This window comes from Parachryseolinea silvisoli, assembly GCF_021190955.1.
Classification (GTDB): domain Bacteria; phylum Bacteroidota; class Bacteroidia; order Cytophagales; family Cyclobacteriaceae; genus Ohtaekwangia; species Ohtaekwangia silvisoli.
On record NZ_JAIOAO010000001.1, the window covers coordinates 828,722 to 852,919 of the forward strand.

Sequence of the window (24,198 nt, forward strand, 5' to 3'; positions counted from 1 at the left end):
ATATCAGGCGCGGAAATATTTTTTACGCCACATCTCGAATTCCTTCTTCTTGATTTTCTCCATCACAGCGTAAATGGCGCCGGCCCAATAGTTGCGCATACCAAAGCCTTTCGGCGCGGCCGTCATGCGTTCGGTAAACAAGATCTGCCGGCTTTTCATGTCAATAAAGGTCACCCACATGGATGCCTCACCGTTCAGCTTGCTGAAGCTTTCGATGTTAAACATCAGGCCGATGCCGGTGTTCTTTTTATAGTTGTACTTCGAGACGATACTACCCACCTGCTCGCGCGAAAGGTGAAGGTAATCTTTCTCGGCGTTGGAGTACATCGCCAGCACATCCAGCTCCTGATTATGATCTTTTGTTACATCGGATGCGGTCTCTATGGCGTCGCGGCCTATCATACCAGGAAGATCATATTTATCCTTCTCCGTAATGACCAGGTCGTTCCAGGCTTCCAGCAGGTGGCGTATGTCGGACTCCGACCCGAGCTTCTCGCGATCGCCGATAAATTTCGCTTGTGAAAAATCAAAGCCCAGCCAGGTAATCTTTACCTCGGGACGAAAAACATCGCTGCGGTCCTGGGCGCACAGGGTGCCCGTTGCCAGCAGAAATACAAACAGGAATGAAAGGGGGTTGCGTTGTTTCATAATCGTGTTTCTAGTTTAGCCAGTATTTTCATTTCGCAGGAGCATAACACCCGGTCTCCTTGCGTGATCTCGCCGCGGGCCACGGTAAAGTCCATTACTTTATGCAGTATACGAACGGATGTAGTGACCTGAGAGTTTTGCAGCGGCAGCGCCGTTATCTGCAAATCTTTGACCGCTGCAATATAACCCACCGGCACAGGAATGTTGTTTTGTGCGCAGTAATAGCCGATTTGCGCGGCCGCTGTTTGGGCAATATTCTCCACCAGCCCCGGCGCCTCCAGTCGTCCCCCCCACACAAAGATGTTGTCGGGCTCGACCTGCAAGCGTGTTACAACCCGGTCGGCATCAGCCTCCACCAGGTCGTGGATCATCACGATCGGCGCGCGCTGCGGTATATACCGGGTTATATCTTCTTTGGTGGCCAGCATGTCATTTATACCAAAAGTTATAATAATTAAACCACTGTTCAGGGTACTGCCGCAGCTTTTGTTCCACGTCGCCGACAAAAGCACGCATGAGCCGCTCGGTAAATTCTTCCTTCGGCTCCCCACCGCGTTGGTACAGCGGACTGCCAAAGAAATGATAATGCCGTGCGCTTTCTTTAAAAGCAAACACGAGCGACACGGGCACGCGAAAGCCCGCTGCCAGCTGAAACGGGCCCAGTGGAAACAAGGCCTCCCCCTCCAGGAAAGGCAATCCCAGGGTTTTGTTCCCTTCCAGAAAACGGTCGGCATGTAGGCACACCAGCTCGTTCTTTTGCAAGGCCTCGCCGATGGCGTACACATGCGACATGTCTTCGCCAATAATGATTACGCGAAAATTGTGCCCACCCGTAACAGACTCCAAATATTGTTTGATCTGCTGGTGCTCGCCATCGTACATCACCACGTTGACACGTGTTTGCAGGCGCCGCAGCAAATGACCGGCAGCTTCCCAGTTGCCGACGTGGGCGCTCAGCAAAATCCCACCCCTGCCCTGGGCCACGATGGCCCGCAGATTGTCTTCGCCGTCGAAATCGTAGGTAAAGGTATCGCGGTCTATACCGGCCATAACCATGACCTTATCCAACAAGGTCTGGCCAAACACATAGTAATTGCGATAAATGCGAAAAAAGGATGACACGCGCCCGATCCCCAGGCGACGGAAATAGCGGTATATATGCCCTGAAGAGGTCCAGGAAAACAAGAAGTAATAACCCGCCACAAACCGCAGAATGAAATATGCAGGATAGATGCCCAGGTGGCGGCAAACAAAAACGAAGATTCTGTACCCCAGCGTAGTGCCGCGGGACTTACCCTGCCATTGCGGCATAGATTACGATGTTACCTTCTGCGCTACGCGGTTGGTCACGTAGTCGTAAAAGTTCTGGAAGGTAACAATCGATACAAAGTCCTCTGGTTTTACTTTAAAGCCAAAGTTACTTTCTATCACCACTACCAGGTCGATGTAATCAAGGCTGTCCAGCTCCAGGGTCTCGCGCAGGTTTGCTTCCGGCGAGATCTTTACAGGGTCTACCTCAAATTCCTCTACCAGAAAACCGTTAATCTTCTCAATAATAGCTGCCGTGTTCATTGCGGTTACTTCCACTTTTTAACAATCAAAGTCGAGTTTGTTCCTCCAAAGCCGAAAGAATTAGACAAAAATACGTCAATATTTTTATCCATGGTCTTCGCGATAATATTCAGACGCGCAGAATCTTCATCTGGCGTTTCAAAGTTGATATTGGGTGCGATAAAGGAGTTTTCCATCATCTGCATGCAGTACACAATCTCGCTGGCGCCCGCCATCCAGCACTCATGGCCGGTCATCGACTTGGTGGAGCTCACCGGCGTGTGCTCGGCGCCAAATACATCGAAGATCGCCTTCGCCTCGCTGGCATCGCCTGCGGGTGTGGACGTAGCGTGAGCATTAATATAGTCAATCTCAGCAGCACGCAACCCCGAACTCTTCATGGCCATCGTCAGCGAGCGGGCCGGGCCCTGTACTGTAGGATTGGAAATATGCTCGCCGTTAGACGAGAACCCATATCCAATGACTTCGCCGAGGATCTTGGCGCCGCGCTTTTGCGCCGACTCCAGGCTCTCAAGTATCACGGTAGCCGCACCACCACTCGGTACAAGGCCGTCGCGGTGGCGGTCAAAAGGCCGTGATGCTGTCGCCGGACTGTCTTCACGTATCGAAAAAGCTCCCAGGGCATCAAAATTACCCATGGAGTAAACATTCATCTCTTGTGCACCGCCGCAGACAATGCAGTCCTGCATGCCATTGCGAATAAACATGGCCGCCAGCCCGATGGCATGCGAGCCGCTGGCACACGCCGCGCTCACGGTAAAGTTGATGCCCTTCAGGCGAAAAATGGTAGCCAGGTTCATGTTGACCGTCGAGTTCAGCGACTGAAACACCGACCCCGAGCCCACCAGCATGGTGTCTTTCTTCTCACGGATGATGTCGGTCGCTTCAACAACCGCCTGTGCCGAGCTATCGTTGCCATAGATCACACCCACTTCGTGCCGATCGATATAGTCCTGTGCCAGGCCGGCGTGCTGCAGCGCCTCCACAGTAGCCATATAGGCATATTCGCCCTGCTCGGGCAGCATAATGCGGGCGCGTCGGTCAAGCACTCCCTTCAGCACCGGACGTTCTACAAATCCGGTCAGTCCCGAACGGTATCCCATCTCCTTGCGCTTGGGGTCGAGCACAATGCCCGATTTGCCCTGGAACAGCGAATCCCGGACTTCGTCCAGGCTTTTGCCGATACAGGAATAAACACCTAATCCGGTTATAACAACTCTGCTCATGTAATGTTAAAAATCGTGCGTTTTGGCGCCTTTCGTCGCCGTCGCGTACCAATCAATCCGCAAAAATAAGGTTTTAATCTTGAATAGCACGGACCTGTAACCCAGGCACGTAAGATTTCGAAACGAACAGTTTCTTTTCGCTGGGATACACTTGTCAGGAATACAGCCCGCCGTTGATGGACAGCACCGTTCCCGTGATGTACGAAGCCCCCGGCGACGCCAGAAAAGCCACTGCATGGGCCACTTCTTCCGGCTCGCCAAACCGCTGCATGGGAATGAGCTTTTTCAACTCGGCCTCCGGCAGGTCTTGTGTCATGTCAGTTTTGATAAAACCGGGCGCCACGGCATTCACCGTAACATTGCGCCGCGCCGTTTCCTGCGCCAGCGCCTTGGTCGCGCCGATCACGCCGGCCTTGGCCGCCGAGTAATTGGTTTGTCCCGGCATGCCCTTGATGCCCGACAGCGATACAACGTTTACAATCCGTCCATAACGCTTGGCGAGCATACTGGTGAGCACCTGGCGCGTCACCTGAAAAAAGCCGCCCAGGCTTGAGCCCAACACACCATCCCACTGCTCCTGTGTCATCCAGATCATCATCGCATCCTGGCGGATACCCGCATTGTTGACAAGCACCTCGACTGCCTTGTCGGGGTTCTTCTCCACCCAGCCGCCAAACACCTGCTCGACGGCAGTTTTATCGGACACGTCGAACTTCATAAGCTCGGCGCGTACATTTTTAGCTTCGACCAGCGCGCGCGTATTCTCGGCCTCCGCGTCGTTGCTTTTATAATTGATCAGGATATTATACCCTTGCTCGGCGAGTCGTACGCAGATCGCCCGGCCAATGCCGCGCGAGCCGCCCGTCACCATAGCATACTTGGATGTAGAGGGGGGGGTGGACATACTGTGAGAGGTTATAGGTTAAACGAAGCGCCGAGTCCCAGCAGGTAACGACGCACCGTGCGGATATCTTCGTAGCGCGGTTTATCTTCCAGGATCGCCGGTACCAGCGCCCGGAGCTCGGTATATAGTTTCAGGGTAAACGACGACAGTCGCGGCTGGCACTGCAGGTAATCCACCGCTTGTGCCAACGCCAGCGCTTGCACCACCAGCACGTCGGCGCTGTTGTCCAGCACCCGCCGGGTCATGAGCGCCGCATTGCAGCCCATGCTGACGATGTCCTGGTTGTCGTTGTTGTTGGATATACTATGTAAATACATTGGGAACGACAATGTCTGATTCTCCGCCGTGCTCGAAGTAGCCATAAACTGCATGCCCTGCAAACCAAAATTCAGGCCCAGCGTGCCCAGGTTGATAAACGGCGGGAGCTTTTGGTTGAGCTTGTCGTTGAGCAAATAGTTCAGTTGCCGCTCGGCGAGCATCGTCAGCTTGGTCGTAACAATTTTGAGCTTGTCCATGGCCAGCGACACGTAGTCGCCGTGGAAATTGCCGCCGTGGTATACCATCTCGCGGTGGTGGTCCACCACCGGATTGTCGTTCGCGGAATTTACTTCGTCTTCCAGCACGCGCTGTACTTCCAGGAACGTGTCGTATATCGGTCCGAGAATCTGGGGCACGCAGCGCAGCGAATAATATTCCTGCACCTTGTCGGTGAACACCGCCTCTTCAATCTTGCGATGATACAAATGCTCAGGGCGCTTACGGATCAACTTGCTGTCACTTAATACGTGTCGCATACGTTCGGCAATATGCGCCTGGCCGGGGTGGTGTTTGACATGGTTCAGCTCGAGCGAGAAGTGGTCGTCAAAAGACTTCATCAGCTCGTTGGTCATGGCCGATAAAATGATTGACAAGCTCAGCACCTGACGGGCCTGAACCAGGTTGACCATACCGACGCCTGTCATGGCCGAGGTTCCATTCATGAGTGCCAACCCCTCGCGCAAGTGAATGGAAATGGGCGTTATCCCACGGGAGCCCAATACCACCCGGGTCGGCCGCCACGCCTGGTCTGCATACATTTCGCCCTCTCCGATGAGGTTCAGCGCCAGGTGCGCCAGTTGCACCAGGTCGCCGCTGGCGCCCACTCCCCCACGCTCCGGGATGTAGGGACTTACCCCTGAATTCAGTACATCGCGCAGCAGCTCCACCACCGACGGGTGGATACCCGACGTGGCCTGCATCAGGCTGTTGAGGCGTGCCAGCATCGTGGCCCGCGCCAGCTCTTCGGCAAACGGTTGTCCCGCCCCGGCGCTGTGGCTGCGGATGAGATTATATTGCAGCTGGCGCTGGTCGTCCTCGCTGATCTTATACTGTGCCATCGGGCCCAGACCGGTGTTGATGCCATAGATCACCTTGTGTTGCGCATAGGCCTGCAGGAAGGTGTAATTGGCGCTGACGTTCTGCTGCGCACCCTCCTCCAGCCCTACCTGCTCGCCGTGGTAGAGAACTTTCTCAAAATCTGTGACGGTCAATCTGCGGCTCCCGACGTTGATCATACAAGCGTTGTTATTTCTGTGTGGCTCTTAAACAAGCGCGCAAATTAACAACGTTTTTCTTAACAATACGACAACATCTTTGGGCGGGATCATACATGGGCCGGTCTGTACTTTTGGCGCAGCCCGCTCCAGGACTTCGCCCGCCTTTCGCAAAGGCTCAGTCGGGCAAAGACGAGCGAGTGTTTTTGCGTATTTTGAGCCCGGAATGAGATCTCAGTTGTTATTTGTGTTCGCCCTGCTGCTCGTGGCCTTCGCGACGGCAGCCCAGCCCCCCAGGGTCGGCCTGACCCTGAGTGGCGGCGGCGCAAAGGGGTTGGCCCACATCGGCATTCTCGAGGCGATCGACAGCGCCGGCCTGCGCGTCGACTGCATTACCGGCACCAGCATGGGCAGCATCATCGGGTCGCTCTATGCGGCAGGCTATTCCGGCAAGGAGATCGAAAAGATTGCGCGCGACATCGATTGGAACGTGCTCTTCTCGGGCAAGCCCTCCATGCGCAACGTGAACATCGACGAGAAAACGGAGTTCGACAATTATGCGCTGGAAGTCCCCTTTGACAAGGGAAAGTTCCGTATCAATGCGGGCATTATCGAAGGCCAGGAGCTGTGGCTCAAGTTCCAGGAATTGTTTTTACCGATCTACGACATCAAAGACTTTTCGAAGTTCAGCATCCCCTTCAAGTGCATAGCCACCGACGTCAGCACAGGCAAAGCTGTTGTGCTGGACCAGGGCGAGCTCGTGACCGCCATTCGCGCCAGCATGGCCATTCCCTCGGTCTTCACTCCCATCGACTACGAAAACACCAAGCTCGTCGATGGCGGTATAGTACGCAATTTTCCGGTAAGCGACGTAAAGGCTATGGGCGCCGATTATATCATCGGCGTGAACCTCTCGCAGGGGCTACTGGCCGCCAGCGAGCTGACCTCCCCGCTCGATATCCTCTACCAGATCGGCTTCTACAAAGATGCCGAAGACTTCCAGACCGAGCGCAAGCTCTGCAACGTGCTGATCGAGCCACCGGTGCGTAAGTATACGGCTGCCAGCTTTACCAGCGTGGACAGCATCATCGCCGTGGGCAAACGCACCGGCAACGAATATTATCCAATTTTCAAAAAATTAGCGGACTCACTCCGGCAGCGCTATCCGAACTACGCTCCCATACAGAATCGCCTGCCCCAGACCCGCTCGGTAACCGTCGACAGCATTTATATCCAGGGCCTGCACCAAACCACGCGCACGTCGTTCCGTAACCGCCTAAATCTGACGTTGGGCAAGACCTACGACGGCACGCACGTGGCGGAAGCCATTCGCCGTGTGTATGGCTCCCGCAACTACAGCCGCATTGCCTACACCTGGCAACCCGCGCGCGAGCGCGGCCACGCCAACCTGCGCTTCAACGTAGTGGAAAGCCCACTGACATATGTCAAAGCCGGGCTGCATTATCATACCTTCAGCAACATCGCCCTGATCTTAGGCGCCGAGAGCCGCAACCTGCTCTTCGACCGGTCCAAATCGATGGTAAAGCTCAACGTCAGCGAAAACTTTCGTTTTCTGGCAGAGCACAACCAGGCCTTCGGCACGAACGCCGACAACAACAACCTCATCCTGTCATTCTACTATGAGAACTTCCAGCTGCCCTTCTACGAAAACTTCGAGCAGGTATACCTCTACCGGGGCCGTACGTACCAGACAGACGTTCGCTTCCAGCGTACATTCGGCTTCGCTTCGGCCATCGGCCTGGGCACGACCTTCGAAAGCTTTGGCCTGCGGCCCAAGATCGCCGCGGACACATCGTTCGAAGGTGGCAACTCGTTTATCCAGACCTATCTATACTATAAATACAACACCCTCAACAAACGCAGCTTCTCCACCCGCGGCTGGCGTATCGACGCCCGCATGGGCATCGTGTACGCACAAAACCCCTCGGCCGTCACCCTGCGCGCAAACGGGCAGGCTGTACGACGCGATACGGCAGAAGTGGGCCATTATAACCGCTTCATGCTAAAGGCCGAAAATTTCACACCCCTCTCTTCGCGGCTGACCTTGCTGACACAGTTTAATACAGCCATCAACTTCAGCACGGTAGCACCGTATTTGAACTATTTTAACGTCGGTGGCATTAACGACTTCGTCCGAAACCAGGTTCCGTTCACCGGATTGCAAGAATACTCCCTCAACACAAACAGTGTAAGTGTATTGATGCTGGGATTGCAATACCAGTTTACGCGAAGACTATACACCACGCTCCGCGTAAACGGCGCCGTATACGATTATTTGAACCGCGACAAAGAGCTCAGCTTTACTAACCGCCTTTCGGGTATCGGGTTATCGTTTGGCTACGACTCCGGCATCGGCCCGATCAGCATGACGTTTATGTACAGTGGGGAAGCTGACCATATCTCAGGGTATGTTAATATAGGCTTTCCATTCCGGTGATACCAGGTTGCACATATACCCTTCAGAAAAAAAACAATACACTATATGATTCCCGCTCCCGCTATTGAAATACTGGCCGACCTGACACGACCCGAGCACCAGGGGCAGCAATATGATCTGCACGGCATGCTCCACTTCGAGCGTATTTCACTCGACAACAATACACTGACGTTAAAGTTTCAGGACAACTCGGCAACAAACCTCGTATCCCTCATTTTTCACCAGGCAACACCTACACGCTTTACATTCATGAATACGATGGATGAGTTTACATGGACGCTCGACCTGCTCTATCGCGGACGTGTGGAGGTAAGCGGAAAATTGATTGAACTATCGGAGGATGGCCGCGGATATTTTTATATTGATTTCCTGGAAGGACAAACAATAGAGTTTTGGGCGGCGGGAATGGAGGTTAAGGTTGGCTGAGATCAACTCCTGTCAAAAAATAAAACAAGAAAAACCTTATACCAGCACCACAATTTATGACACCACTACTTTAGACGCTTGTAACGCATTTATCCGCAAAACATCCTATTTTAATGAAATCATTAAGATAGACGAGTCATGCTTAGTGAGTCAAAGCTGGTACGCTATGTAAGCAGCATTAAAATTGTACTGCCTGATACCACTACGTACTTTTCGCACGACTTACTATCAAAAATTCCGCAGGCGGTAACCATACTTTATAAAGTCGCCGAATTAGAAACCCCACGCGAGCTATCGCGATTTCGGGCCGACTTCCATACCTATCTCCAGGAAGCCATAGAGTTGGATGATTTCGAACGAATTGACCAGACCATTGAAAATCTCGCAGCCAAGTTTGAATCATTTCTAAAAATAATTGGCTTCGTATTCTATCAAAACAACGCCTATTTCAGCGGCGACGTTAACAGCAAGGGAATTATCGGAACAACCCTCAACGGGTTATATACCGGTACGCTTGACCCGACTAACGCAGGCAGAAAAAATCAAGCCCCCGCCACGAAGCTCCCCCGCAAGCTCATCACGTACAAAGGCCGGAACCAAAAGATTTTCGACTGTGTCCGCGACATCAGAAACAAAGTACATTATTCCATTGAGCATCCGCGCGAAGACCTGATCAATTCGATCAATCTGTTGATAGTTTCCTTTCTAATGGTTATCGAAGAGCATCAACTTGCCCTCGCGGAGATATTGCTGGATGAATTCAAGTATGCTGACAAAATATTAAAAGAACATTCCAACGAATCGGTGGAGCGATTATATGTCGACTTGTTCGGAAAAGCAAACATCGACATCGATGTATCCAGAAAGGAAATACCAGACCCGTACTATCTGTTAAAAGAACTGGAATCCTACGATCTCAACGACATCGAAGTATCCGAGGAGCCCGAACAAGATCTATACCATGAAGATCTCTCCAATCAGGCTGATGCGCATAGGATCACGGATCTCACGAGTAATGAAAAAATATTTTATTTGATTGGCCCCCCGGGATCCGGCAAATCGACATCGCTGGCGAGGATACAAAGCATGGCATGCGAAGAAATTCTGTGCAACGGTGAAGGCAAAATACCGGTTATTGTTCAAGGCAAAGAACTGTCACCCAGTCATGACATCTGTCAGGCAGCAGAGAAAATACTGGGAACAGATCTTTTTAACGCTGGTCTAAAGGAGCAAAATATTCTATTCATTATTGATGGCGTTAATGAAATACCGACGTTTATAAAAAACGCCACGATAAGACAAATTAAAGGCCTAATCGAGTCCTATCCGGATTGTTCCTTTATATTCAGCGATCGAAAATACAATTTCATCAACCATTTTAATATTCCGGTCTATGAAATAAATCCGCTTAAAGAGGTTCAAATACATGATTTTATCCAAAAACATTTAGGGCAAAGTGGGAATACGCTATTCGAACAATTAAAATCAAAAGACGAGTTATATGAGTTGGCCAAAAATCCCATGATGCTTAAAATGATCACAGCCATCAGCAAAACATCGGGTTGTATTCCCAACAACAAGGCCAAATTGTATGATCTGTTCCTCAAAACGTTCTTCTTACGTGAAGATCAAAAAAAACAACAGATCAATTCCACGACAAAACTTAGCCTGTTGTCTATTACCTGTTTCAAGCTCAGGAGTCTCGGGATGTTAGGTACCCATAAGCTGCATTTTAAAGACATCGTCCGGGAAGCGATTTCCGAGCATGCGTCAATAGTAGACATTGACCAGTTGATCTATGAATTACATGATAATTCGATCTTGACAGAATCAAAGGACATAATATCCGTTGCGCACGAATCATACTTTGAATACTTCACAGGACTTCAATTAATGACACTGTTCAAATCGAATAAAATCATTGACACCATACAACATGCTGAATTTAATTCAAACGCCGAGGCTTGGGCCGAATCATTAAAATTTTGCATCGACTTACTGGACAACGACCTGGATTGCGCTTCGCTGACACAACTCATGTTATCTGGAACAGACAAAAGGTCGACAAAGAAACTGGCGAAAAACAAACTTGAGATCACCGCCGAAGATTTTAGCGAGCACCTTCACATTATCGCCAAAGCCCTGGCTCCGTTTGAGAGCGAGTACCCGATAGCCTATTCTACCTTTGAAAGGTCCCTGCAAAATCACCTGTATTTCTGGAAAAAGATGTATTTGGCAAGTGGACGCGAGCCCTGCTCTTTACAGTATTTGATTAAATCTGTTTCCCTCTTTGGATCCAGAAAGATCCTGAAAGCAATTTTTGAAAATGAACAATGGCTCCAAATCTGGCTTGATGAAGAGGCCCCGGAGCAAGATGACAAAAGTAACAAAAAACATCCGAATGATTTCGACTCCATCTCATCTACCTTAGTCAGCAACACATCAAATATTCAAGACTTCCTCACGGTCCTTAATGTCTGCTGTGAAAATTTCTATACCCTACGATCCATTCGGTATAAAATATCAAAGATCAAAAACTTACTCTTGCTAAATCTATCCTACGAAAAATTAAAAGAGTTATACATAAACACGGATCAAAAAGAAAAGATCGTTTTGCTAAATATGATCCGTCACAATTTTGAAGATATCCGACTGCATGAATTTGGAGACGATCTAAGCTTAAACAGCAAAGTAATATCCATACTATATACCTATCATGCAAAAAATCCACTGGCAGCAGAGATAATTTATGAACAGCTAGCATCGCTGCAATACAAACGTCCCTTGATAAAAAAAGCTGCCTTTGCACTGATGAAAGCGGGCCAAACCACAAGAACAGTCGACATCCTGGAGTCAACGGTATCACTGTTAGATAGACGTGATTACATCGTTATTGATATCCTATCACAAGTAGAATGGAGCACAATACCCGTCAAACTTCAAGAATATATACTTTTGCCCTTTAAGAGAGACCTTTCTGCGAAAAGCATTATTAATAAGATTCTAACTGGAAAATATCCAAATGTTAGATTTCATAAAGGGCATTTATTTTCCGTCAAAAATTTCACGACGGAATTAAGTAGAGCCTGCAAAAGCCGACCTACACGTAACCTGGTCTCATTCTTATGCAGGAATGGAATGATCCAGCAGTTTCACTTACTTATATCCAATTTGCGCTATGGCATAGTAATAGAGTACCGGAAAGACGAATATTGTAAAGTCTTTTTTAACGAGCAGGAGCCCGTTGTAGAAGCCTCCTACAAAAAGAATGTACATTTCGGAAATATTGTCGTTGTCAACTACAAAACTGTCTACCCCATTCCATTAACACCCTCGTTGATTGAAAAACTGGATTTTATACAGGGCAAGATCGTCAGCATGAGTGGCAATTTCGGTTTTGTCAGATCGGATGTACGAAAGGGTAACGGAGACTATTTTTTTTCCTTCGCAGCATGCAGCTTTACTCCTGCCATCGGCAAATCCGTCTCGTTCTTACCAATCACTAACAACAAATCCGGACACGAACGAAGATATGTGGCCACGAACATCCAACCCATACCCCAGGAAGAACCCGCAGCCGATGTCCACACCTACCGGCCCATTGTCTCAATTCCCCCTGAACATTGGCGTATTCTCCCCACGCCAGGTGGCAATAATGTTAGTAGGTTCGTGATCAGAAACAACCCATTAACATTATGATTATCGTACAAGACACATTTGTTTGCAAGCCGGGCAACGCGTCGAAGCTTGCAAAGCTATTTAAAGAAGTCATGGACGGCCGCCCCGAGGTAGTCAACATCATGAGTGACATGACAGGCCCCTTCAACCGTGTGGTTGTCGTTACACGTCACGACAGCCTGACAGCATATGAAAAAAGCTGGGAGAATATGAGCCAGGAGGAATCGCAGAAAATGCAGGAGAAAATGAAAGGGTATACAGAAATGTACCAGAGCGGTTCGCGGGAAATCTTTCAGGTTTGGTAAAAGAAACAAAGATCTGCAAACGATGTAACGCACATCGTTGCAGGTTTTTATAAAATAAGAATGAACAGACTTGTCTGTTCATAATCCCTGCCCTACTTTTGCCGGCGATTCTTATTTTATGACCCCGTACGATGTTTCTGCGCTGTCGCCGCGCGACCGGATTTTAAAGACCACCTTTCGCTTATTTCACGGGCAAGGGTACAATGCCACCGGCATCAACCAGATTATCGCAGAAGCCGATGTCTCAAAAGCCAGCCTCTACCAGCACTTTCGCTCGAAGGAAGAGCTCTGCGTGGAGTTCTTAAACCAGCGTCACGCCTTTTGGTTTGCTGCTTTACACGGCTTTACGGACAAGGCCAAGACGCCCAGGACCAAAATAGCCGCCGCGTTCAAGTTCCTCCACGACATGAACACACGCGAGAACTTTCGCGGCTGCGCCTTTCTGAATATCGTATCCGAAATCACAGAAGACGCCGTTTCCATCCGGAAAGTCATTCAACGCCATAAGGAAGACCTGCGCCTATTTTTTCAGGACATCCTGCGCGCCGACTATCCAGCGTTACCAGACCATATATACCTCTTATTTGAAAGCGCCCTGGTCGAAAGCCAGGTCTTTCGCGATCCCTGGCCGGTAGACCGCGCCAACACCATCGCAGACCGGCTCTTTGCCTGATCGCTCATTTCACAGACGCCAAATTTCTATACTATACAACCATGAAACGCTATATCGTTAAATTCAGAACCCGGGAGCAAGTCCCAGGCTCGCCGCCTCCATCACACATCCTTTCTTCGGCCCTTGGCGCGCTCATCGCCATCTCCGCCGTGACACTGCTGACGCAGACCACCGACATTCCCTTTATGATGGCCCCTTCGGCGCCACCTGCGTATTGGCCTTCGGTGTGATCGATAGCCCCTTAGCCCAGCCCCGCAACATTATTGGCGGGCACATGGTCGCCGCCATCATCGCTGTACTTTGCGCATACCTCCTGGGTAACACCTGGTATTCGCTGGCCATTGGCGTAAGCGCTTCCATCGCCGCCATGCAAATCACCAAAACGGTGCACCCCCCTGCGGGCGCCACGCCATTGGTAATAATTTTCGCGCAGCCGCACTGGACCTTCATCTTCTACCCAGTGCTCACGGGTTCGCTGGTGATCGTGATCATTGCGCTGCTGTTTAATAACATGTTCAGAACACGTAGATATCCACGGTATTGGAGGTAAGTCGTAAAGTTGCTGGCGCACAACCTGCGCCAGCAAACCTTTAACCAATAACACCCGCCAGATCACCCGTATCAACTCCCCACATTATCCGTATCAAAGCCCTACTTAAAGCGTACCAAAGCCGTACGAAAGGTATAAACACGCCATCCCTTGCACACCATTTAATGGTGTCACCCTTCCATTCATGGATAACCGAAGGCAATGCCAAATTCCCTAATGGCAACTCACAGGATTCCAGTAGCATTCCCGCGCAAGGAAAGCGATCTTGTGTTACACTAACGGTAGGGCATGGCAAAACAAAAAGGCATTATCAAGCTGATCGGCAAGATCGGCGACTGGGTATATTACTACGACAGGGTCCGCGGATACCTCGTGCGAAAGGTTACATCAGTAGATGCAGAACGTATCCGTACCGACCCCGCGTTCGCCCGGGTGCGGGAGAATAACGCCGAATTCGGCCACTGCGCGTGGATGGTAAAACTGCTCCGGGCAGCATTTAAACCGCTCTTCGCCGGTATAGCCGATACCCGCATGACCGCCCGATTGACAAAAGTCACTATGGCGGTGATGCGGTCGGACCTCACCAGCAGTGCAGGCCAGCGGAAACCAGAGCACGGCGATGCGCAGCTACTTCGGGGATTTGAGTTCAACAAAGACGCCACCCTGAAAAACGTTTTGCAGGCCGATTATCACACAGGATTCGACCAGGAAGAAGAGACGTGCACGATTACCATTACACCCCAGGCCGGCAAAAAAATGATAAAAGCCCCGAAGGGAGCCACACACTTCCGCTTTATTACCGGCATCGCCACAATAGATTTTAAGACAGGAAACTATATACTGGACACGATACGCTCAGAAGAAATACCGGTACAAAAAATCACCGAAGCACCGGTGATGCTCACAACACCCTTGACACCCAAGCATGAAGAAGGGCTTTTCATAACACTGGGAGTCGAGCTCCTGCAACTCGTAAATGGAGTATACAATCCACTACAAAGTAGTCAGTATAACGCCATGACGTTAGTACACGCAGAAAAGATACTACAACCCGTCGAGCCACCGGCGCGTCTCAGCAGCGAGTATACTGATAACATCCTTCTTCCCCGCGGCAAACGCATGATCTGCACCCTCGATCTTCACGAGCGTGGCCGTGGGCAACGTCTTGCAAACTGCTTCGATCAACGGCCACTCCGCCAGCGCATCGCGCGTACCCTGCAGGAACAACATCGGCAACGTAATCGCAGGCAAATGGTCAGCCCGGCTCGTATCAGGCTTCTTGGGCGGATGCAACGGAAACCCATAGAACACAATACCGCGTAAAAACGTCGGCGCTTCTGCAGCAGCATAGTGCGATGTCATGCGCCCGCCAAAGGATTTGCCCCCGGTCAACAACGGCACACCTGGATACTGCTGATACGCATAATCCACCACGCGAGCAACAGTTTCCGTTGCCACGGGCGCTTTGTCCGGCAGCTTGCGCCCCTGCTCCATATACGGAAAGTTATACCGTACCGTACCGATACCCTGGTCCGCAAGCGCCTGTGCGAGCGACTCCATAAAGCTATGGAGCATGCCGGCCCCGGCACCGTGACCGAGGACCAGGAGAGCAACCATGTCGGGTGGGATAATGGTCCGCACCGAAACAGCACCGGCACCGGGTGAGATCACCACAGTGCCGGTAACAGGCGTATACACGCGTGAGGCCATGGGTTATACCAGTGAAGCCTCGAGCGTGATGTTGGTCTTCAGCAGCTGCGAAATGGGACAGTTCGCTTTAGCATCCGCTGTAGCGGCGTCGAATTTCTCCTGGCTGATGCCGGGCACTTTGGCTTTCAGCACGAGGTGCGACTCGGTAATGGAGCCGTTCTCGAAGGTGATAACACACTCGGTGGTGAGCTCTTCGGGAGTAAAGCCTGCTTCGCCCAGGACAAAGCTCAGCTTCATAGTGAAACAGCCGGCATGTGCCGCCGCCACCAGTTCTTCTGGATTGGTACCTACGCCTTCCGCAAAACGAGAGTTAAACGAATATTGTGTCTTGTTCAACACTGTGCTTTGCGTGGACAGGTTGCCATTGCCTTCTTTTCCGGAGCCATTCCAAACGGCTGTTGCTCTTCTTTTCATAGTATATATAGGGGTTGATTTGAAAATAACGTCACATTTACTTACTCACCACGGCAGCCTCTTTTAAAATAAAATTCACGTGATCCATATCGTCGGGATTCAGCACGAGCTTACCCTTGACCGTAATCACGTCGTCTACCTTGAACCGCGACGGCGATTTGGTAAAATTCACCTCGATCACCGACTCGGGTCCGCCACCACCGCAGAAGAAACACTGGCTCTGCGGATATTTCGACAGAATGATGTACTGACTGTCCTCGGGAGCAAAGGGCACATAAAATCCTTCTACCGTAATTTCCTTTCCAGCCAGGGCCTTAAGCTCGGCAGGAAAGTTGGGGAAGAAAATGTATTCTCCCAGCTTTTCGTTGTATTTAGGCTCGAATTTCGTTTTGGCAAATTCATGCCAGGCATCAAATTTTGCCTGCGCCAACACGTTGCCCGCCAGCAATAACAAAACACCGAACATACTCCACTTTTTCATGTCTATGAATTTACAGTTTTCAATTAAACATCCATGCCTAGTGCCCGGCCAATACCTTTGATATATCGGTGCGATAGGCCTGCACCGCCGGGATCACCGCACATACCAGCCCCAACAACAAACTTCCGACCAGAATGATCCACTCCTGTGGATAAAACACCAGTCCACTAATACCCGTGCGTTGCGCCTGTTCGGCCATGCCGGCCAGCAACATCACCGCGCCATGTCCGGCCAATAGTCCCAGCACACTGCCCGCCAGCGTCAGGAAGCCACCCTCCAGTAAAATCGAAATAAACACCTTGGTGCGGGTGGCACCCATCGACCGCATAATGGCCAGGTCGTAGCGACGTTCTTTCAGCGAGTTATATAAGGCTATAAAGATGCTTAAGCCCGATATGACAATCAATACATACGCGAAGCCCATCAGGATGTCTACCCCCACCCCGAGGATTGAGAACAGACGGGCTGTTTCAAAGGCGGGGGATGCAGCCTGCAGACTGCTTTGTGCATTGACGATGCGGGGCAGTTGGATCGCTCCCATTGGCGAGCGGTATTGCAACAGCATCGCCGTAATCTCTTTCGTAGAATCGCCCTTTGCCACGGAGGGGATAAGCGGCGACGGTACGAAGGTGGAATCGCGCACAGGCGCTTCCTCCGCGTGTTCATCGTGCTCCTCTTCCTCGCCATGTTCTTCGTGTACTCTCCAAACACTTTCCACATTGGTCAGGATGACGTTATCCAATACACTGTTGGAAGGTTTAAGGATCCCCACGACTACATATTGATGTTCTTCATGTGCATGACCACCATCCGATAAGCCGTGCGCGCTGGCAAAGTGATCACCGGGCTTGAGTTTGGTGAGTTCTGCAACCTTCGCACCCAACGTCACCTGTAAGTCATCCTTCCACCATGCGCCGGTCGCGAGCTCGCCGTGGTAGAGATCGGCATAGGCCCGGTTGGTGCCGATGATGCGGTAGGTGCTGTAGCTATCGCCCAACGCAAGGGGTATGGCTTTTTTAACGAGACGATTTTTGGCAATCCGCTCGGCTTCGAAAAGCTTGATGTTGCCGGTGGGGAAGTCGATATGAAAGATATTGCAAAGGATGATTTGCAACGGACTGCCCTTCGCCCCTACCACCAGGTCGATGCCTTTGGCATTCTCGGTAATCTTCTTTTCAAGCTGCTGACTGAAGAGCAGCAGGATGGTAATAACGGCAATGCCCAGCGACAGCAACAGAATATTGATGGCCGTGTTCAGCGGCCGGGCTTTGAGGTAATTCCAGACAAGTGTCAATAAGCTCATGGGTGTGGTATCGCGGGTTACGGAGCTGTAGTAAGGTCGATGCGGTTGCTGATACGGTCTTTGAGACGCTGGTCGTGTGTAGCGACCAGGAGTGTGGCGCCGTTCTGGCGGGCAACGTCGGTCAGCAATGTGATGACACGCTCACAGTTTTTATCGTCGAGTGCCGATGTGGGCTCATCGGCCAGAATGATGGATGGCTTGTTGAGCACGGCCCGTGCTATCGCTACCCGCTGGGCCTGACCGTGACTGAGTTCGCTGATACGGCTCTTCTTCTTCTCTTGCAGCCCCAGACTGGCCAGTACCTGATCGATGCGCGCGGCGTCTATGGGCAGTCCTGCCAGGTAAGGCGATAGCGCGAGGTTCTTTTCCACCGTCAGGGCGCTGATAAGATGATTGCGCTGGAAGATGAAACCGATGTGGCGGCCACGGAAACCGTCGAGGGCCGCTTCCGATAAAGCGTTCAGCGCGGTGTCTTGAATGGACACCGTGCCGCTATACTTGCGCAACAGTCCGCCGATGACGTGCAGCAGCGTGGTCTTGCCACTGCCCGACTCACCCAGCAGCAGGCCGTGCTCGCCCTGGGGAATAGAAAAATCCTGGAATTGTATGGCCCGGGACGTTCCGTCATATTGATAAGAAAGGTTGCGCACGGAGATCATACCGATGAATTTGTTAAGATCCGTAAGGTAAACGGAGCCCGCAAATTAAAAAAACCACCGGGGATAAGCGGAAAGATTTTGTTAAGCTTTCACGAAGCCGGCGTTTCTTCACTCTCGCTCTCACTCTCACTCTTTTTTTGCCGGGTGCCTGCATACAGCTCGTATTCCAACAACCGACAGTCCAGCTTGGCCGTGTAAAACTCGATGCGACGGCTGGCGCGCAAGCCGATCTTTTTGGCCAGGTCGAGGTTGCCGGTAAAGATGTAGCCGGTGTAGCCCTTGCATTGCTGCTTGAGAAAATCGCCGATGCGGCCGTATGTTTCTTCCAGCGCCTGCACGTCACCCAAACGCTCGCCGTACTCGGGGTTGAAATATACCACCCCCGGCGCCGGCGGCACAGTCGTTTTCGCAAAGTCGCCACGCTCGAAACGAATCAGGTTAGCAACACCCGCCATGCCGGCATTGGACTGTGCAACGTTCACGGCATCGTCGCTGATGTCGCTGGCAATAATCTGCAAGCCGGGCACATCGTGTACCCGGGCATCGAGCTGCTCGCGCTCGTCGCGGTAAAAGCTCTCGTCATACCCCAGCAAGTGCATAAAAGCATAATTGTCGCGGTACAAACCCGGGCGACGATCGGTCGCCAACAAAGCCGCCTCGATGGCCAGCGTGCCGGAACCACACATAGGATTAACAAACGGCGACTGCCGGTCCCACTTGCCCGCCAGCAATGTCGCGGCGGCCAGCGCCTCCAACATGGGCGCCTTACCGGGCACCTTGCGATAGCCGTGCTTGGCAAGCGTGTAGCCCGACGTATCGGCAAACAGCTCGCCACGATCTTCCTTCCAATATAAGTGCACCACCGTCTTGTCGAGGTCGGGACCCGAGTTCGGGCGACGGGCCGTATTGCGGCGGAAGCGATCGGCAATGGCGTCTTTTACCTTTACGTTAGCAAAGAGAGGTGTATTGATAGTGAAGTGGTCGACATTGCTGGTGACCGAGAAGTAGCCTTCGCCTGCCATGATGTCTTCCCACGGAAATTTAAACACCACATCGTACAGCTCCTGGGGGCTGTTGACACGAAACTCGTGCAAGGAATAAAGTATCTGACTGGCGCAACGCAGGTTAAGGTTCAACCGAATGCAATCGCGTACAGTACCCAGCAGCTCCACGCCTGTCTGGAATACCCGCTCCGGTTCATACCCCAGCTCTTGAACCTCTTTTTCAAGATACGGCGACAAGCGCTTGTTACAGGTAATAATGATGCGGCGGGATTCCTGAAATACGTTCATAAGGGGCCAAAATTACAGGATTTATCGACACCAGGCACGCCCGGCTGGCGCAAGTCTTCCGACCGAAGGGAGGGCGTTCCGATAGCTATCGGAATGTGCCTACCCCAATGCCAGTCTTCAGACTGGCGAGACACATTGGCCGCCTTCCGTTCACTAATAAACAAACTCAATCTCTTTCAAGGCAAACACCCTTACTCCCTCAACCGTCTCCAGCAACAACCTCCCCGCCTCATCAATTCCCTTCACTCTCCCTTCAAACTCCTCCCCCCCCGTTTTAAACGGCCTGGGCTCGTTCAACCCAAAAAGCACTTGTTCATAATCGTGCTTCAGTTGTACGGTTTTGCCCTGCCGGAGCGACAAATAGCGTTGCTCAAGCGCCACTAAAAGGACGTCGAGCACCTCCTGAAGCCCATGCGATTGGCCGCTAACCGTCCGCAGCGAGCCCGCGCGGGGGGAACTGAAAGTAGCCTGGTTTACGTTTAAACCTATGCCCACTACAGCATGCGCTAATGTCGAACCTTGAATGCTGTTCTCGATCAGAATCCCACACACTTTCCGGTTGTCTGCCAGCAAATCGTTGGGCCACTTGATGTGGACCGGTTGTTGCAGAAAAGCGGATAGGAAATCGTATAAACCCAGCGAAATTGCCATATTGAGTGAATATTGCTCGTGTGGGCGCAGGAACGTGGGCTTCAGGATGAACGAAAAAGTGAGGTTCTGACCGGCGTGCGCTTCCCAGGTATTGCCCATCTGGCCGCGGCCGGCGGTTTGGTTATCCGTGATCACCAGTGTACCTTCCGGGGTTGACGGCTCCTGGCAAAGTTGCAGGGCATGGGTGTTGGTGGAGTGACATTCCGGCATAAAAACAAGGTTCTTGCCGATGAAAAGCGTATTGGTAGGGATTTTATACAAGGTATTTTGTTTAGTTTTGAGGGTTAATCCAAAAACGAAGATAGTTTAATGGTAAAAAAACGGAAGGGGGCCAGTTCGGAAAAGCTGAGTGAGGTGATCGTGAAGGGCATGCAGGAAAAAAAGGGGGTGGACATCGTTGTGATGGACCTCCGCAAAGTAAAGAATGCCGTCGCAGATTTCTTCATCGTTTGTTCCGGTAACTCCGATAAACAGATAGATGCCATTGCTGACTCTATTGACGAAGAAGTCTCCAAAACGCTGAAAGAAAATCCCTGGCACATCGAAGGAAAAAACAATAAAGAGTGGATGCTCCTCGACTATATTGATGTGGTAGCACACGTCTTTAAAAAGGACCGGCGTGAGTTCTATGCGCTGGAGCGCTTATGGGGCGATGCCGATATTACGGAAATCGAGGACTAAAGAACTAAATGTCCTGCACCACGTTATTGAGTAGATATTTGAAAACACTGATCGTAAATAGAAATGGCCGACAAACAAAAAGAGAATAAACCGCTGTTACCTACTAAACCACCGCGTGGTAATTACCAGATCTGGGTGATCCTGGCTACCATCGCTGTCATCTTCGGCGTGATGTATTTCAACTCCACGAATGGTTTAAAGGAGGTCGACTACGACGTCTTCAAGCAGATGGTAAAAGCGGGGGATGTACGGAAAGTCATCCTCGTACAGAATCAAAAATTCGTAGAAGTAACACTTACTTCGGATGCATTGCAAAATGCGAAATATAAACAAGACCTTAACAGCAACCCGATCGGTGGCTCCAGCGCCTCGGGCCCGCACTTTATTGTGCGCGTGGTAGATGCCGGCAACTTCGATCAGGAGTTCCGGGTCTTTAAAGACAAGCTGCCTGATAGCGCCAAGCCCGAATATAAGTCGGAAGACCGTGGCGACTACGTCGGTCAACTGTTCCAGTGGGGCTTGTTGTTCCTCCTGCTCTTCGGTTTCTGGATGCTGATGCGCCGCATGACCGGTGGTGCCGGTCCCGGTGGACAGATCTTCAACATCGGCAAATCGAAGGCTGCCCTGTTCGATGCTGAGAACAAAGTAAAGATCACGTTCTCGGACGTCGCCGGCCTGGACGAAGCCAAAGAAGAAGTAAAAGAAATTGTAGACTTCCTGAAGACACCGAGCAAGTTCACCAAGCTCGGTGGCAAGATTCCGAAAGGTGCGTTGCTGGTAGGCCCTCCGGGTACCGGTAAGACCTTGCTCGCGAAAGCTGTCGCCGGTGAAGCCGCTGTGCCCTTCTTCTCGCTGTCGGGTTCCGACTTCGTGGAAATGTTTGTGGGTGTGGGCGCTGCACGCGTACGCGATCTGTTCAAACAAGCCAAAGAGAAAGCTCCTTGTATCATATTCATCGACGAGATCGACGCCATCGGCCGTTCACGCGGTCGCGGTCAGTTGCCCGGTGCGAACGACGAGCGTGAGAATACGCTGAACTCGCTGCTGGTGGAAATGGACGGTTTTGCTACCGACTCGGGTGTGATCATCCTGGCTGCCACCAACCGCCCCGACGTGCTCGACTCGGCGCTGCTGCGTCCGGGCCGCTTCGACCGCCAGATCAGCATTGACAAACCCGATATCGTAGGCCGTGAGGCAATCTTTAAAGTACACCTCAAGCCTATCAAACTGGATCCGACCGTAGATCCGAAAAAGCTTTCGGCGCAAACGCCAGGCTTTGCGGGCGCGGAGATCGCCAACGTATGTAACGAAGCCGCGCTGATTGCCGCCCGTCGCGATAAGAAAGCCGTCGAAATGATAGACTTCCAGGACGCCATTGACCGTGTGATCGGTGGCCTCGAGAAAAAGAACAAGATCATTTCGCCGGAAGAGAAAAAGATCGTGGCCTTTCACGAAGCGGGTCACGCAGTAGCAGGCTGGTTCCTGGAGCACGCCGATCCGCTGGTGAAGGTCAGCATCGTACCGCGCGGAGTCGCGGCACTGGGATATGCGCAATACCTGCCCAAGGAGCAGTTCCTGTACCAGACCGAGCAACTGCTGGATGAAATGTGCATGGCATTTGGTGGCCGTGCGGCAGAAGATCTCGTATTCGGCAAGATCTCCACAGGTGCCCTAAGCGACCTGGAACGCATCACCAAATTGGCTTACAGCATTGTGACAGTCTATGGCATGAATAAACAGATCGGCAACATGTCGTTCTACGATTCAAAAGCCAATGACTATTCCTTCCAAAAACCGTATTCGGAAGCTACTTCGGAGAAGATCGACGTGGAAGTGAAGGGTATCATCGACCAGGCCTATGAGCGCACGAAGGCCCTGCTGAGCCAGCATCGTATCTACCTGGATGTAATCGCGAAAGAGCTGCTGGAGAAAGAAATCCTCTTCCAGGCGGACCTGGAAAGGCTGATCGGCAAACGTCCGTTTGAAAAACAGACGACCTACCAGCAATTTACCAACGGCACAGGCAAGTATGAAAAACATGCTCAGGAAAACGAGCAGCCCGGTGTAGACCCTACACCGACGCTGGAAGGCGACAAGCCCGACGAGTTGCGCGCTTCACCACTGTCGTAAATAAGAAACTAAAATAATCCGCTTATTTTTGAACTCAGGACCCCGCAGGTCCTGAGTTTTTTATTTATTGTAACGGAAAGCATTCCCCCAGATCCCCGCAGATGCCCGAGAAGATTGCCTCGCTCCACAACAAGAAGATTTTCTTCGCCTCCGACTTTCACCTGGGCGCTCCTACCCGGGAAGATAGCCTGCAGCGCGAGCGGCGCATCGTCCGCTGGCTGGATTCCATCAAGGACGAGGCCCACAGCATTTACCTGCTCGGCGACATCTTCGACTTCTGGTTCGAGTACCGCCACGCAATACCCAGAGGCTTCATCCGCCTGCAAGGCAAACTGGCCGAGCTGCGCGACGCGGGCATCCCCATTATCTTCTTCACCGGCAACCATGACATGTGGATGTTCGATTATTTCACAGAAGAGCTGGGCATCCCGATTTACCGCGATCCACAAGTATTAACGGTCGGCACACAACGGCTGATGATCGGCCACGGCGATGGCCTGGGGCCTGGTGACCACACCTATAAGTTCCTCAAAAAGTTCTTTAACAGCCGTTTGTGTCAGTGGCTGTTCGCGCGCATTCACCCCAACTTCGGCATCGGCCTCGCCAACTACTGGTCGCGCAAGAGCCGCATCAGCAACATCAAGAAGCAGGAAGACAAATTCGAAAAAGCCGAGAACGAATACCTCTGGGTATACTGCACCGAAGTCGAGCAAAAGACCCATCACGATTTCTACATCTTCGGCCACCGGCATTTGCCATTGGATCTGCCGGTCGGTGAGCACGCCCGGTATATTAACATCGGCGAGTGGGTGAACTTTAATACGTATGGGGTATACGACGGAGAGACGATGGTGCTGAAGACTTTCCCAAGAGATTAATAAAAAAAACGCCAGCCTCCCGACTGG

Annotated in this window: 24 protein-coding genes; 10 read left to right on the plus strand and 14 right to left on the minus strand. The window is 51.6% G+C overall.

The genetic code is table 11. The features are described from left to right. Positions 1-3: 3 nt before the first annotated feature. The 7 genes from K7P01_RS03550 to K7P01_RS03580 form a co-directional block, all read right to left on the minus strand. Positions 4-648: a hypothetical protein gene (locus K7P01_RS03550; protein ID WP_267289895.1), complete on the minus strand. Its 645-nt coding sequence runs from the start codon at positions 646-648 to the stop codon at positions 4-6. Next, the gene (locus K7P01_RS03555; RefSeq protein ID WP_267289897.1) at positions 645-1,076 is read right to left on the minus strand and encodes a 3-hydroxyacyl-ACP dehydratase; all 432 of its coding nucleotides are present in this window, start codon (positions 1,074-1,076) and stop codon (positions 645-647) included. The genes K7P01_RS03550 and K7P01_RS03555 overlap by 4 nt, the downstream gene beginning before the upstream one ends. 1 nt (position 1,077) lies before the next feature. After that, positions 1,078-1,959 (minus strand): LpxL/LpxP family acyltransferase, encoded by an 882-nt coding sequence (locus K7P01_RS03560; protein ID WP_267289899.1) that lies wholly within the window; start codon positions 1,957-1,959, stop codon positions 1,078-1,080. 3 nt (positions 1,960-1,962) lie between these two features. Further along, positions 1,963-2,220 (minus strand): acyl carrier protein, encoded by a 258-nt coding sequence (locus K7P01_RS03565; RefSeq protein WP_267289901.1) that lies wholly within the window; start codon positions 2,218-2,220, stop codon positions 1,963-1,965. A 5-nt stretch (positions 2,221-2,225) separates the two neighbouring features. Beyond that, positions 2,226-3,446 (minus strand): beta-ketoacyl-[acyl-carrier-protein] synthase family protein, encoded by a 1,221-nt coding sequence (locus tag K7P01_RS03570; RefSeq protein ID WP_267289903.1) that lies wholly within the window; start codon positions 3,444-3,446, stop codon positions 2,226-2,228. 154 nt (positions 3,447-3,600) lie between these two features. After that, positions 3,601-4,350, minus strand: a complete 750-nt coding sequence (gene fabG, locus K7P01_RS03575) for a 3-oxoacyl-ACP reductase FabG (RefSeq protein ID WP_267289905.1) — start codon at positions 4,348-4,350, stop codon at positions 3,601-3,603. 11 nt (positions 4,351-4,361) lie between these two features. Then, positions 4,362-5,903 carry an HAL/PAL/TAL family ammonia-lyase gene (locus tag K7P01_RS03580; RefSeq protein ID WP_267289907.1) on the minus strand — a complete coding sequence of 514 codons (1,542 nt, stop codon included), beginning with the start codon at positions 5,901-5,903 and terminating at the stop codon, positions 4,362-4,364. Positions 5,904-6,108: 205 nt separating this feature from the next. On the opposite strand from K7P01_RS03580, the gene K7P01_RS03585 reads away from it, so the two are divergent. The 7 genes from K7P01_RS03585 to K7P01_RS03615 all read left to right on the plus strand — a co-directional run bounded on the left by K7P01_RS03585 (position 6,109) and on the right by K7P01_RS03615 (position 13,972). Continuing rightward, positions 6,109-8,340: a patatin-like phospholipase family protein gene (locus tag K7P01_RS03585; protein WP_267289909.1), complete on the plus strand. Its 2,232-nt coding sequence runs from the start codon at positions 6,109-6,111 to the stop codon at positions 8,338-8,340. 45 nt (positions 8,341-8,385) lie between these two features. After that, on the plus strand, positions 8,386-8,766 hold the full coding sequence (locus tag K7P01_RS03590; protein WP_267289911.1) for a hypothetical protein: 381 nt from the start codon (positions 8,386-8,388) through the stop codon (positions 8,764-8,766). A 138-nt stretch (positions 8,767-8,904) separates the two neighbouring features. Beyond that, on the plus strand, positions 8,905-12,465 hold the full coding sequence (locus K7P01_RS03595) for an NACHT domain-containing protein (RefSeq protein ID WP_267289913.1): 3,561 nt from the start codon (positions 8,905-8,907) through the stop codon (positions 12,463-12,465). Further along, the gene (locus K7P01_RS03600; RefSeq protein ID WP_267289915.1) at positions 12,462-12,749 is read left to right on the plus strand and encodes a hypothetical protein; all 288 of its coding nucleotides are present in this window, start codon (positions 12,462-12,464) and stop codon (positions 12,747-12,749) included. Before K7P01_RS03595 ends, K7P01_RS03600 begins: the two co-directional genes overlap by 4 nt. A gap of 118 nt (positions 12,750-12,867) precedes the next feature. Further along, positions 12,868-13,422 (plus strand): TetR/AcrR family transcriptional regulator, encoded by a 555-nt coding sequence (locus K7P01_RS03605; protein ID WP_267289917.1) that lies wholly within the window; start codon positions 12,868-12,870, stop codon positions 13,420-13,422. A gap of 41 nt (positions 13,423-13,463) precedes the next feature. Then, the gene (locus tag K7P01_RS03610; RefSeq protein WP_267289919.1) at positions 13,464-13,652 is read left to right on the plus strand and encodes a hypothetical protein; all 189 of its coding nucleotides are present in this window, start codon (positions 13,464-13,466) and stop codon (positions 13,650-13,652) included. Further along, positions 13,649-13,972, plus strand: coding sequence for an HPP family protein (locus K7P01_RS03615; RefSeq protein ID WP_267289921.1), 324 nt, complete (start codon positions 13,649-13,651; stop codon positions 13,970-13,972). The genes K7P01_RS03610 and K7P01_RS03615 overlap by 4 nt, the downstream gene beginning before the upstream one ends. 1,044 nt (positions 13,973-15,016) lie before the next feature. Here the strand turns inward: K7P01_RS03615 and K7P01_RS32045 are convergent. The 7 genes from K7P01_RS32045 to K7P01_RS03650 all read right to left on the minus strand — a co-directional run bounded on the left by K7P01_RS32045 (position 15,017) and on the right by K7P01_RS03650 (position 20,743). Continuing rightward, the gene (locus tag K7P01_RS32045; RefSeq protein WP_397310664.1) at positions 15,017-15,682 is read right to left on the minus strand and encodes an alpha/beta hydrolase family protein; all 666 of its coding nucleotides are present in this window, start codon (positions 15,680-15,682) and stop codon (positions 15,017-15,019) included. A 3-nt stretch (positions 15,683-15,685) separates the two neighbouring features. After that, on the minus strand, positions 15,686-16,096 hold the full coding sequence (locus K7P01_RS03625; protein WP_254086667.1) for an OsmC family protein: 411 nt from the start codon (positions 16,094-16,096) through the stop codon (positions 15,686-15,688). Positions 16,097-16,133: 37 nt separating this feature from the next. Beyond that, on the minus strand, positions 16,134-16,577 hold the full coding sequence (locus tag K7P01_RS03630; RefSeq protein WP_267289928.1) for a hypothetical protein: 444 nt from the start codon (positions 16,575-16,577) through the stop codon (positions 16,134-16,136). Between the two features lie 37 nt (positions 16,578-16,614). After that, positions 16,615-17,880 (minus strand): ABC transporter permease, encoded by a 1,266-nt coding sequence (locus K7P01_RS03635; protein ID WP_267289930.1) that lies wholly within the window; start codon positions 17,878-17,880, stop codon positions 16,615-16,617. 17 nt (positions 17,881-17,897) lie between these two features. After that, complete coding sequence (locus K7P01_RS03640) at positions 17,898-18,539, minus strand: ABC transporter ATP-binding protein (protein ID WP_267289932.1); 642 nt, start codon at positions 18,537-18,539, stop codon at positions 17,898-17,900. An 89-nt stretch (positions 18,540-18,628) separates the two neighbouring features. Further along, the gene (locus K7P01_RS03645) at positions 18,629-19,831 is read right to left on the minus strand and encodes a THUMP domain-containing class I SAM-dependent RNA methyltransferase (protein WP_267289934.1); all 1,203 of its coding nucleotides are present in this window, start codon (positions 19,829-19,831) and stop codon (positions 18,629-18,631) included. A 153-nt stretch (positions 19,832-19,984) separates the two neighbouring features. Then, on the minus strand, positions 19,985-20,743 hold the full coding sequence (locus K7P01_RS03650; RefSeq protein ID WP_267289936.1) for a biotin--[acetyl-CoA-carboxylase] ligase: 759 nt from the start codon (positions 20,741-20,743) through the stop codon (positions 19,985-19,987). Between the two features lie 48 nt (positions 20,744-20,791). On the opposite strand from K7P01_RS03650, the gene rsfS reads away from it, so the two are divergent. The 3 genes from rsfS to K7P01_RS03665 all read left to right on the plus strand — a co-directional run bounded on the left by rsfS (position 20,792) and on the right by K7P01_RS03665 (position 24,171). Next, complete coding sequence (gene rsfS / locus K7P01_RS03655) at positions 20,792-21,163, plus strand: ribosome silencing factor (RefSeq protein WP_267289938.1); 372 nt, start codon at positions 20,792-20,794, stop codon at positions 21,161-21,163. A gap of 63 nt (positions 21,164-21,226) precedes the next feature. Further along, positions 21,227-23,293: an ATP-dependent zinc metalloprotease FtsH gene (ftsH, locus tag K7P01_RS03660; protein WP_267289940.1), complete on the plus strand. Its 2,067-nt coding sequence runs from the start codon at positions 21,227-21,229 to the stop codon at positions 23,291-23,293. A gap of 101 nt (positions 23,294-23,394) precedes the next feature. Continuing rightward, entirely contained in the window at positions 23,395-24,171 is a 777-nt protein-coding gene (locus K7P01_RS03665) for a UDP-2,3-diacylglucosamine diphosphatase (protein WP_267289942.1), read from the plus strand. Positions 24,172-24,198 lie beyond the last annotated feature (27 nt).

Excerpts from the sequence above, each read along its gene's own strand:
- K7P01_RS03550 (WP_267289895.1), bottom strand. The coding sequence starts at position 648 with ATGAAACAACGCAACCCCCTTTCATTCCTGTTTGTATTTCTGCTGGCA.
- K7P01_RS03555 (WP_267289897.1), bottom strand. The coding sequence starts at position 1,076 with ATGCTGGCCACCAAAGAAGATATAACCCGGTATATACCGCAGCGCGCG.
- K7P01_RS03560 (WP_267289899.1), bottom strand. The coding sequence starts at position 1,959 with ATGCCGCAATGGCAGGGTAAGTCCCGCGGCACTACGCTGGGGTACAGA.
- K7P01_RS03565 (WP_267289901.1), bottom strand. The coding sequence starts at position 2,220 with ATGAACACGGCAGCTATTATTGAGAAGATTAACGGTTTTCTGGTAGAG.
- K7P01_RS03570 (WP_267289903.1), bottom strand. The coding sequence starts at position 3,446 with ATGAGCAGAGTTGTTATAACCGGATTAGGTGTTTATTCCTGTATCGGC.
- fabG (WP_267289905.1), bottom strand. The coding sequence starts at position 4,350 with ATGTCCACCCCCCCCTCTACATCCAAGTATGCTATGGTGACGGGCGGC.
- K7P01_RS03580 (WP_267289907.1), bottom strand. The coding sequence starts at position 5,903 with ATGATCAACGTCGGGAGCCGCAGATTGACCGTCACAGATTTTGAGAAA.
- K7P01_RS03585 (WP_267289909.1), top strand. The coding sequence starts at position 6,109 with ATGAGATCTCAGTTGTTATTTGTGTTCGCCCTGCTGCTCGTGGCCTTC.
- K7P01_RS03590 (WP_267289911.1), top strand. The coding sequence starts at position 8,386 with ATGATTCCCGCTCCCGCTATTGAAATACTGGCCGACCTGACACGACCC.
- K7P01_RS03595 (WP_267289913.1), top strand. The coding sequence starts at position 8,905 with ATGCTTAGTGAGTCAAAGCTGGTACGCTATGTAAGCAGCATTAAAATT.
- K7P01_RS03600 (WP_267289915.1), top strand. The coding sequence starts at position 12,462 with ATGATTATCGTACAAGACACATTTGTTTGCAAGCCGGGCAACGCGTCG.
- K7P01_RS03605 (WP_267289917.1), top strand. The coding sequence starts at position 12,868 with ATGACCCCGTACGATGTTTCTGCGCTGTCGCCGCGCGACCGGATTTTA.
- K7P01_RS03610 (WP_267289919.1), top strand. The coding sequence starts at position 13,464 with ATGAAACGCTATATCGTTAAATTCAGAACCCGGGAGCAAGTCCCAGGC.
- K7P01_RS32045 (WP_397310664.1), bottom strand. The coding sequence starts at position 15,682 with ATGGCCTCACGCGTGTATACGCCTGTTACCGGCACTGTGGTGATCTCA.
- K7P01_RS03625 (WP_254086667.1), bottom strand. The coding sequence starts at position 16,096 with ATGAAAAGAAGAGCAACAGCCGTTTGGAATGGCTCCGGAAAAGAAGGC.
- K7P01_RS03630 (WP_267289928.1), bottom strand. The coding sequence starts at position 16,577 with ATGAAAAAGTGGAGTATGTTCGGTGTTTTGTTATTGCTGGCGGGCAAC.
- K7P01_RS03635 (WP_267289930.1), bottom strand. The coding sequence starts at position 17,880 with ATGAGCTTATTGACACTTGTCTGGAATTACCTCAAAGCCCGGCCGCTG.
- K7P01_RS03640 (WP_267289932.1), bottom strand. The coding sequence starts at position 18,539 with ATGATCTCCGTGCGCAACCTTTCTTATCAATATGACGGAACGTCCCGG.
- K7P01_RS03645 (WP_267289934.1), bottom strand. The coding sequence starts at position 19,831 with ATGAACGTATTTCAGGAATCCCGCCGCATCATTATTACCTGTAACAAG.
- rsfS (WP_267289938.1), top strand. The coding sequence starts at position 20,792 with ATGGTAAAAAAACGGAAGGGGGCCAGTTCGGAAAAGCTGAGTGAGGTG.
- ftsH (WP_267289940.1), top strand. The coding sequence starts at position 21,227 with ATGGCCGACAAACAAAAAGAGAATAAACCGCTGTTACCTACTAAACCA.
- K7P01_RS03665 (WP_267289942.1), top strand. The coding sequence starts at position 23,395 with ATGCCCGAGAAGATTGCCTCGCTCCACAACAAGAAGATTTTCTTCGCC.